Below are 8,982 nucleotides of genomic sequence, written 5' to 3' on the forward strand. Positions count from 1 at the left end.
CCCGCGCGCGGTCCAATCCGGCTACCTTGGACGCATGGCTGATGTCCACTTCGGCGTGCGCGCCCTGCAGACCCTCCTCGGCGACTGGCGGGAGCAACGCGGCACGCGCCCCGCGTACCTGGCGCTCGCCGACCGCATCCGCCTGCTCGGCATCGACGGCCGCATCCCGGCCGACAGCCGCCTCCCCGCCGAGCGCGAGCTCTCGGCCCGCCTCGGGGTGAGCCGCACCACGGTCGCGGCCGCGTACCGCGAGCTGCGCGAGAGCGGCTACCTGGTGAGCGTGCGCGGCTCCGGCAGCGTGACCCGCCTCCCCGGAGCCGCGGTGCACGCGGTGCCGACCCTCGCACCCGACTTCCTCGACTTCACCAAGGCCGCGCTGCCGGCGGTCCCCGAGCTCGGCGAGGCCTACGTCCGCGCCGCCCGTCTCGTGCCCGAGCACTTCGACGACGGTTCCTACGACACCGTCGGACTGCCGTCGCTGCGCCGCGCGATCGCCGAGCGCTACACGAAGAGGGGCCTGCGCACCGAGCCCGGCCAGATCATGGTGACCATCGGAGCGCAGCACGCGATCGCCCTGGTCGCGCGCACCCTGCTCTCGCGCGGCGATCGTGCGCTGATCGAGGCGCCCACCTATCCGCACGCCTACGAGGCGCTCCGCCTCGCGGGCGCCCGGCTCGTCCCGGTCAACGTCGACGGCGCCGACGGCTGGGACGACGAGGGGCTGATCGCCGCGCTGCGCGGCACCAGCCCGACGCTCGCCTACCTCATGCCCGACTTCCACAACCCGACGGGCCGGTCGATGGCTCCGGAGCTGCGCGAGCGCGCGATCGCCGCCGCCGCCCGGCAGGGCACGGTGATCATCGCCGACGAGACCACCGCCGAGCTCGACATCGACCGCCGCATGTCGCCGCTGCCGTTCGCTTCGTACGGGCCGGAGGGCACGGTGATCTCGATCGGCTCCGTCGGCAAGACGCTGTGGGGCGGCATCCGCATCGGCTGGATCCGCGCCGACCGCGGCACCATCCGCAAGCTCGTCGCGGCCCGCTCGGCCGGCGATCTCGGCAGCCCCATCCTCGAGCAGCTCCTCGTCACCGACATGCTCGGCCGGATGGAGGGCGTGCTCGAGCTGCGCCGCGCCCAGCTGCGCGCCGGGCGCGACCACCTCGAGGCGGCGCTCGCGCGGGCGATCCCGGAGTGGAGCGTCCCGCGCGTCTCGGGCGGGCTCTCGACCTGGGTCGGTCTCGGCCGCCCCGCGAGCTCGCAGCTGGCCCTCGCCGCCCGCACCTCGGGGCTGCTCATCACGGCGGGCCCGAGATTCGGGATCGACGGAGCGTTCGAGCGGTTCCTCCGCATCCCCATCGGCTACTCGCCCGAGACGACGGACCGTGCGGTCGAGGCGCTCGCCGAGGCGTGGGCGCAGGTCGCGCGGCACCCGGTGGCCGACACGGGGTACCTGGCCGACGTCGTGTGAGGGCGCTGTCGTGCGAGGGCGCCGTGGGGAGCGCTCCCACCGGCTGGGAGCACACCCGCATCATCCTGAGGAACGACGAACACTCAGTCGGCTGATGGAACACTCGAGGGGTGCATCTCCTCGCGGTCCTCAGCATGAAGAACCGGGCTCTCATCGCCCTCGTCACCGTCGTCGTCGCCGTGTTCGGAGGCGTCGCGCTCACCGGCTTGAAGCAGGAGCTGGCGCCCTCGATCTCGTTCCCGCAGCTCGCGGTCGTGTCCAGCTACCCGGGCGCCGCGCCGGAGGTGGTCAACGACGACGTCTCGACGCCGATCGAGACGGCGATCCAGGGAGTGCCGGGCCTGGAGACCACCAGCGCGACCTCCTCGACGAACTCGTCGCTCATCTCGGCCTCCTTCACGTACGGCACCGACCTGGCGACCGCCGAGCAGAAGATCCTGCAGGCGATCAACCGCATCAGGAGCACCCTGCCCGAGGGCGTGGACCCGCAGGTCGTCACGGGGTCGTTCGACGATCTGCCGGTGCTGCAGCTCGCCGTCTCGAGCGACGGCGATGCGAAGGCGCTCGCGAGCCGCCTGCGCGCGAGCGTGATCCCCGACCTCGAGAAGGTCGACGGGGTCCGCGAGGTCGCGCTGGTCGGCGAGAGCGCCCAGCGCGTGACGATCACTCCCGACGACGCGCAGCTCGCCGCCACCGGAGCGACCGCGAACGACATCCGCACGGCCCTGCAGCAGAACGGCGTGCTCGTGGCGGGCGGCGAGATCACCCAGGACGGATCGACGTTCTCGGTGCAGTCCGGTCAGAAGCTCGGCTCGACCGACGACATCGCGTCGCTGCCGCTGCTGCCGTCGTCGGCGGCCTCCGCCGGAGCCGCACCGGGAGCTGCCGCTCCGGGAGCAGGAGCCGCCCCCGGAGCCGTGCCCGCCGTCCCCGCCGCCCTCCCGACCATCGGCTCCGTCGCCTCGGTCGCCGTGACGGACGCCCCCATCACCTCGATCTCCCGCGTCAACGGCCAGCCCGCGCTCACGCTCTCGATCACGAAGCTGCCGGCCGCCAACACGGTCGACGTCTCGACCGGAGTCACCGCGCTCCTGCCGGATCTCGAGGCGTCGCTCGGCGACGGGGCGACCTTCACCTCGGTCTTCGACCAGGCCCCCTACATCCAGGAGTCGATCGCGGCGCTCGCCCAGGAGGGCGCCCTGGGCCTCGTCTTCGCCGTGCTCGTGATCCTCGTGTTCCTGCTGTCGGTCCGCTCGACGCTCGTCACCGCGATCTCGATCCCGACCTCGGTCCTGATCACCTTCATCGGCCTGCAGACCGCCGGCTACACCCTGAACATCCTCACCCTCGGCGCGCTGACCATCGCGATCGGCCGCGTCGTGGACGACTCCATCGTCGTGATCGAGAACATCAAGCGGCACCTCGACGCCGGGGAGGAGCGGGCGGGCACCATCGTGCGCGCCGTCCGCGAGGTCTCCGGAGCGATCACCGCCTCGACCATCACGACCGTCGCGGTGTTCCTGCCGATCTCGTTCGTCGGCGGCACCACCGGCGAGCTGTTCCGCCCGTTCGCGCTGACCGTGACGATCGCGCTGCTCGCGTCGCTGCTCGTGGCGCTCACGATCGTGCCGGTGCTCGCGTACTGGTTCCTCCGACCCTCGAAGCGGCCGGGCGTCCGCGAGGCCGCGCGGGCCGCACTCGACGAGGAGCGGACGGCCTCGGGTGAGACCGCGGTCGCGCCCATCGTGCAGCGGGCGGCGCAGCAGGAGGGGCAGCAGGAGGGGCAGCCCCACGGCCACCACGCCGCCCACGCAGCGCCGCGCAGGGCCTCCGCCCTGCAGCGCGTCTACGGCCCGATCATCGCCTGGACGCTCAAGCACTCCGTCGTCACGGTCCTGCTCTCCCTGCTCGTGCTGGTCGGCACCGGAGCGCTCTACCCGCTGATGAAGACCAACTTCCTCGGAGCCAGCGGTCAGGATACCTTCACGGTGACCCAGACGGTGCCGGTGGGCCAGAGCCTCGACGCGCAGGACGTCACCGCCCAGGCCTCGAGCACCGCGATCCTCGACGTCGAGGGCGTCGAGACCGTGCAGCTCTCGATCGGGTCCTCGGGCGGCGGCCTGCAGAGCGCGTTCGGCGGCGGGGGCGGCGACTCCATCAGCTACTCCGTCACCACCGACGACTCCGCCGACCAGGAGGTCGTGCAGTCCGAGGTCCGCGACGCGCTGGGCGCGATCGCCGACCCCGAGGACATCAGCGTCTCGGCCTCCTCCGGCTTCGGCGCCTCCTCGGACATCGAGGTCGACCTGACGACCGCGTCGCAGTCCGACCTGCAGAGCGCGAACGACGCGCTGCTCGAGGCGCTGCGCGGAGCCGACGGCATCAGCCAGGCCGAGTCGAACCTGTCCTCCTCCCTGCCGTACGTCGCGGTGCGCGTCGATCGCGCCGCCGCGGCGCAGGCGGGGCTCAGCGAGGTCGCGATCGGCACCCTCGTCAGCCAGGCGCTGCAGCCTTCGCAGGCGGGCTCGGTCGTCATCGAGGACCGCACGCTCTCGATCTACCTGGCCGACGCGCAGCCGCCGGCGACGATCGACGAGCTCGCGGCGCTCGAGATCCCCACACTCGCCGGGCCGGTCGCCCTCTCGACCCTGGCGACCGTCGAGCAGACGAACGGACCGGCGAGCATCACCACCGAGCGCGGTCAGCGCACGGCCACGATCACCGTGACCCCCCAGGGCGACGACCTGGCCTCGGCCAACGTCGCGGTGCAGAGCGCGATCGACGGCACCGACCTGCCCGCCGGGGTCTCGGCCGAGCTGGGCGGAGTCACCGCCGACCAGACCGAGGCCTTCTCGCAGCTGGGCATCGCGCTCCTGGTCGCGATCCTGATCGTCTACGTGGTGATGGTGGCGACGTTCCGATCGCTGCTCCAGCCGCTGCTCCTGCTCGTGTCGGTGCCGTTCGCGGCGACCGGAGCGATCCTGCTCCAGGTGATCACGGGCGTCCCGCTGGGCGTCCCCTCGCTCATCGGCGTGCTGATGCTGATCGGCATCGTGGTGACGAACGCGATCGTGCTCGTCGACCTCGTGAACCAGTACCGCGAGCGGGGGATGCCGGTGCGCGAGGCGCTGCTGCACGGCACCGAGCGGCGACTGCGCCCGATCCTGATGACCGCGCTCGCGACGATCTTCGCGCTGCTCCCGATGGCCCTCGGCATCACCGGGCACGGCGGCTTCATCTCGCAGCCGCTGGCGATCGTCGTGATCGGCGGACTCGTCTCGTCCACGGTGCTGACCCTGGTCGTCCTGCCCGTCATCTACAACCTGGTCGAGGGGTATCGTGAGCGGCGGCGTGCCGCTCGCGCCGGGAAGGCGTCGGCATGACGATCGATCAGGACACCACTCCTCCCGACGAGGCTCTGACCATCGGCTCGCGCTGGCGCAGCGGTCCCGAGCGCGCCGAGGCGGCGCTCGCCGAGGTGGGGGCCGAGGCCTTCGTCTCGCGCGGCTACCGCCCGGGGACGATCCGCCACATCGTCCTCTTCCGCTTCCGCCCCACCGCGCTCGTCTCGGAGGTGGACGCCGTCACCGCGCGCTTCCTCTCGCTCGCCGACGAGTGCGTGCGCGACGGGGAGCCGTACATCGTCTCGATCGAGACCGGACCGCAGATCAGCACGGAGGGCGCGGGCGAGGGCTTCGACCGTGCGTTCCTGCTGACCTTCGCGTCGGAGGGCGACCTCAACTACTACCTCGGCCGCCCGGCGGTCGACGGCGACGGGATGTTCGACCCGGCGCACGACGCCTTCAAGGGCTTCGTCGGACCGGTGCTCGACACGGCGGGCGTCGTGACGTTCGACTTCCGACCAGAGCCGTTCGACGCCGGAGCACTCGCGGGCTGATGGCGACTCCGGAGTTCATCCTGCGGCTGCGCGAGCGCGTCGGCACGGAGCTGCTCTGGCTCACCGGCGTCACCGCGGTGATCCTCCGCGGCGGTCTCGACGCGCGCGAGCCGGTGCGGCGGGTGCTGCTGGTGCGCCGCTCCGACACCGGGGCGTGGACCGCGGTGACCGGCGTCATCGACCCGGGCGAGACGGTCGCCGGCACGGCCCGGCGCGAGGCGCTGGAGGAGGCGGGCGTCGAGATCGAGGTGGAGCGCCTCGTGCAGGTGCGCACCCTCCCGCCGATGACGTATCCGAACGGCGACCGCGCGCAGTACCTCGACCACGTCGTGCGGGCGCGCTGGGTGTCGGGCGAGGCGCACGTGGCCGACGAGGAGTCGAGCGAGGTCGGCTGGTTCGCGCTCGACGCGCTGCCGCCGATGTCCGACGAGCACCGCGCGCGCATCGAGCGGGCGCTGTCGGCCGACCCGGCCTGCTCGTTCGACTGAGCGGTCCGCTCGCCGCGCTCCGCCCGAGCTCTCAGACGTGCTCCGAGACGAGCACGGCCGTGGTCCCCGCCTCGAGCGCGTCGAACACGTGCGGCTCGTCGCCGGGATAGGCGAGGTAGTCGCCTACGTTCAGCTCCACCGGTGCGTCCGACGGGCCCGCGAGTGCGCGGCCGGCGGTGATCACGAGGTGCTCGAGAGTGCCGCGCGCGTGCGGAGCGGAGTCGCGCGCGGCGCCGGGCTCGGCTGCGAGGACGTAGAGGTCGCGGCGCGCCCCGGGCGGGCAGGCGCTCAGGAGGGTCGCCGCGTAGTCCGCGGTGGCGGACGCGACCCGGGGTCCGTCGCCCGCGCGGATCAGCTGCACAGTGCGCCGCGGCGGCTCGACGAGGTGCGAGAAGGGCACGCCCAGCGCACCGCCGAGCGCCCACAGCGTCTCGAGGTTCGGGTTCCCCTCGCCGGCCTCGAGCTGCGAGAGGGTCGACTTCGCGATGCCGGCCCGGCGCGCGATCTCGGAGATGCTCAGCCCGAGCCGCGCGCGCTCGCGCCGCAGGGAGGAGGCGACGAGGTCGCGAGGAGTGGGGCCGTCGGTCATGTTCGTCCTATCGCTCAGCCGTTCGACTTGACGAACGGAGGGAGGGCCGCCACACTGGCCCGCATGACCAGTATGCCGTCCCTTCGTTCGATGCTTCGAACGGTCGGAGTGGCGGACGCTCGCGCACTGGGGCTCGTCGGCGTCTCGGTCGCCGTCATCGGAGTGTCGTACGGCCTGGGCGCGACCGGGGCTGGATTCCCGCTCTGGCAGATCCTGCTGCTCGCGGTCGCGGTCTTCGGGGCCTCGGCCGAGATCCTGTTCGTCGGCGTCGTCGCCGCGGGAGGCGCCCCCCTGGCCGCCGCTCTCGCCGCCCTCCTCGTGAACGCCCGAGCGCTGCCCTACGGGATGGCGGCCGGCGGGATCGTCCGCCGCGGCGGGCGCAGGCTCCTCGCCGCGCACCTCGCGAACGACGAGACGATCGCCTTCGCGCTCTCGAGCCGCACTCCCGAGCGCCGCCGCGTGCTGTTCTGGGCGGCCGGCGCGGTCGTGCTGGCGGCCTGGCCGCTGGGGGCGCTCGTCGGGGCGCTCCTGGGCGGCGTGGTCGCGGATCCGTCCGTCTTCGGTCTCGACGCGGTGTTCCCCGCGGTGCTGCTGGCGCTCGCGCTGCCGGGGCTGCGGGGAGCGCCGACGCTCGCCGCCGCGCTGCTCGGGGGAGCGGTGGCGCTCGCGGCGGTGCCGGTGGTGCCGCTCGGGCTGGCTCCGGTGCTCGCTCTGGCCGCCGTCGCCGCGACGGCGCGACGGGGACGCTCGTGAGCACCGCGGCCGTCACGGTGGGCATCGTCGTCCTCGCGGTCGGCAGCTTCGCACTGCGGGCGGGCGGCGTGCTGCTGCGCGACCGGATGCCCCTGGGCGACGAGGCGGAGCGGCTCGTCGAGCGCGGCACGGTCGTCCTGCTGGTGGCGGTCGCCCTCGTCTCAGCCCTGACCGACGGCGCGGGGGCGGCGCCGGTCTCGCGGGTGGCGGGGGTCGCGGTCGGTGCGGCGGCGGCGCTCCTGAAGGCTCCGCTGGTCGTCGTGGTGATCGCGGCGGCGGGAACGGCGGCCGGGCTGCGGGCGCTCGGGGTCTGACGCGAGCGGTGCGACGCCGTCGGAGCGGCCTGTCGGTCAGAGCCCTTTCGCGAAGCACGCGCCGGAGTCGTCGCCGACGTGCGCGCCGAAGCCGTCGACCTCGACGTACCCGAGCGCTCGGGCGGCGGACCGCACCGCGTCGTCGGCCGCGTCGACCCGGAACCGCAGGGTGCGGATCCGCTGGACCCTCGCCCACGACTCGGCGGCGGCGACCAGGCGGCGGGCGACGCCCCGACGGCGCGCCTCGGGCAGCACGACGAGGCGCACGAGCTCGGCGAAGTCGTCGGGCCCCGGAGCGAGGGTGACGAGGCCGAGCGGGCGGTCGTCGAGGGCGCCCTCGGCTCGGGCGACGAAGAGCCGCGCGTGCTCGCGGTCGAGGGACGTCCCGCGATCGGTGAGGGCGAGCAGCGCGGCGGCACCGGGGGAGTCGGAGTGCTCGAGCCGCACGGCGACCGGCCCGGTCACGAGGTCGGCTCCGCCGCTCCCGCCGGCTCGAGGGAGAGGTTCTGCACGACGGGAGCGTCGAGGTGCGCGTGCAGGAACTCGACGACCGACGTGCGCAGGCTCTCGTCGAGCATGGCGATCGAGTGCTGAGTGCCCGGCAGCACGAGGAGCTCGACCGGTGCGCCGGCGGTCTCGAGTGCGTCCGCGAAGGCGGTCGACTGCGACCGGGCGACCCGAGCCTCGCCGGAGTGGGCGATCAGGAACGCGGGCTCGCTGCCGTCGACGTGCGTGATCGGCGACGCCTCCGCGGCGGCACTGCAGGCGGCGAGATCGGGGCAGCCGAGGTAGGTCCTCACGGCCGGCGCGACTCCGACGGCCGGGTCGTCGTCGGCCATGCCCGCGGCGGTCAGGTCGGAGGGGCCGCTGAGGTCGACGACCGCGGCCAGCTGCGAGGAGGTGTCGTCACGCGTGCCGAGGAGCGAGACGAGGTTGCCGCCGGCCGACCCGCCGAACGCGGCGACGCGATCCGGGTCGATGCCGAACCGCTCCGTCTGCTCGGGGGCGAGGAGCCAGTCGAGCGCCGCCGAGACGTCGTCGATCTGGGCGGGGAAGACCGCGGCGGGAGCGAGGCGGTAGTTCACCGAGACGGCGACGAAGCCCTCGGACGCCAGCCACTGGCAGAGCGGCCGCCAGTTCGCGTCGGCCTTGTCGCCCCGGGCCCAGCTGCCGCCGTGCACGACGAGGACGGCCGGTAGAGCGCCGGTGAGGAGTGCGTCGGTCGGCGAGCAGACGTCGACGGCCTGACCCGTCTCCTCGTCGTAGACGACGTCGGCGGTGACGGGGATGTCGGCGTAGGCGGGGACCGCTGCCGCGCCCGCCGCCTGGGCGATCGGCTCCGACACGGGAGTGGTGCTCGCGCACCCGGTGAGGGCCGCCGCGACGAGCCCGAGGGTCGCCGCACACAGGGCGATCAGTCGCGTGGGTCGGGTGGGCTCGCGCATGGGTGAGACGAGCGTAAGGGGTGC

9 protein-coding genes are annotated in these 8,982 nt (G+C 73.7%); 6 read left to right on the plus strand and 3 right to left on the minus strand.

Annotated features, from left to right (window positions below; all coding sequences use genetic code 11):
- Positions 1–34 precede the first annotated feature (34 nt).
- The 4 genes from IOC53_RS18010 to IOC53_RS18025 all read left to right on the plus strand — a co-directional run bounded on the left by IOC53_RS18010 (position 35) and on the right by IOC53_RS18025 (position 5,857).
- The gene (locus IOC53_RS18010) at positions 35–1,471 is read left to right on the plus strand and encodes a PLP-dependent aminotransferase family protein (RefSeq protein ID WP_207407902.1); all 1,437 of its coding nucleotides are present in this window, start codon (positions 35–37) and stop codon (positions 1,469–1,471) included.
- Positions 1,472–1,581: 110 nt separating this feature from the next.
- Positions 1,582–4,854 (plus strand): efflux RND transporter permease subunit, encoded by a 3,273-nt coding sequence (locus tag IOC53_RS18015; protein ID WP_207407903.1) that lies wholly within the window; start codon positions 1,582–1,584, stop codon positions 4,852–4,854.
- Positions 4,851–5,369 (plus strand): Dabb family protein, encoded by a 519-nt coding sequence (locus tag IOC53_RS18020; RefSeq protein ID WP_207407904.1) that lies wholly within the window; start codon positions 4,851–4,853, stop codon positions 5,367–5,369. Before IOC53_RS18015 ends, IOC53_RS18020 begins: the two co-directional genes overlap by 4 nt.
- The gene (locus tag IOC53_RS18025) at positions 5,369–5,857 is read left to right on the plus strand and encodes an NUDIX domain-containing protein (protein WP_207407905.1); all 489 of its coding nucleotides are present in this window, start codon (positions 5,369–5,371) and stop codon (positions 5,855–5,857) included. Before IOC53_RS18020 ends, IOC53_RS18025 begins: the two co-directional genes overlap by 1 nt.
- Before the next feature lie 31 nt (positions 5,858–5,888).
- Here the strand turns inward: IOC53_RS18025 and IOC53_RS18030 are convergent, their stop codons facing one another.
- Positions 5,889–6,446, minus strand: a complete 558-nt coding sequence (locus IOC53_RS18030) for a helix-turn-helix domain-containing protein (protein ID WP_207407906.1) — start codon at positions 6,444–6,446, stop codon at positions 5,889–5,891.
- Between the two features lie 63 nt (positions 6,447–6,509).
- Here IOC53_RS18030 and IOC53_RS18035 point away from each other — a divergent pair, with 63 nt between their 5' ends.
- Positions 6,510–7,199, plus strand: a complete 690-nt coding sequence (locus tag IOC53_RS18035; protein WP_242683526.1) for an AzlC family ABC transporter permease — start codon at positions 6,510–6,512, stop codon at positions 7,197–7,199.
- Positions 7,196–7,513, plus strand: coding sequence for an AzlD domain-containing protein (locus IOC53_RS18040; protein WP_207407907.1), 318 nt, complete (start codon positions 7,196–7,198; stop codon positions 7,511–7,513). Before IOC53_RS18035 ends, IOC53_RS18040 begins: the two co-directional genes overlap by 4 nt.
- 36 nt (positions 7,514–7,549) lie before the next feature.
- On the opposite strand, the gene IOC53_RS18045 is transcribed toward IOC53_RS18040, so the two are convergent.
- Positions 7,550–7,978 carry a GNAT family N-acetyltransferase gene (locus tag IOC53_RS18045; protein WP_207407909.1) on the minus strand — a complete coding sequence of 143 codons (429 nt, stop codon included), beginning with the start codon at positions 7,976–7,978 and terminating at the stop codon, positions 7,550–7,552.
- A partial coding sequence (locus IOC53_RS18050) for an alpha/beta hydrolase (protein ID WP_207407911.1) occupies positions 7,975–8,982 on the minus strand: 1,008 nt, incomplete at its 5' end. The genes IOC53_RS18050 and IOC53_RS18045, both read right to left, overlap by 4 nt.

This window comes from Rathayibacter sp. SD072, from assembly GCF_017355185.1.
GTDB lineage: Bacteria > Actinomycetota > Actinomycetes > Actinomycetales > Microbacteriaceae > Rathayibacter.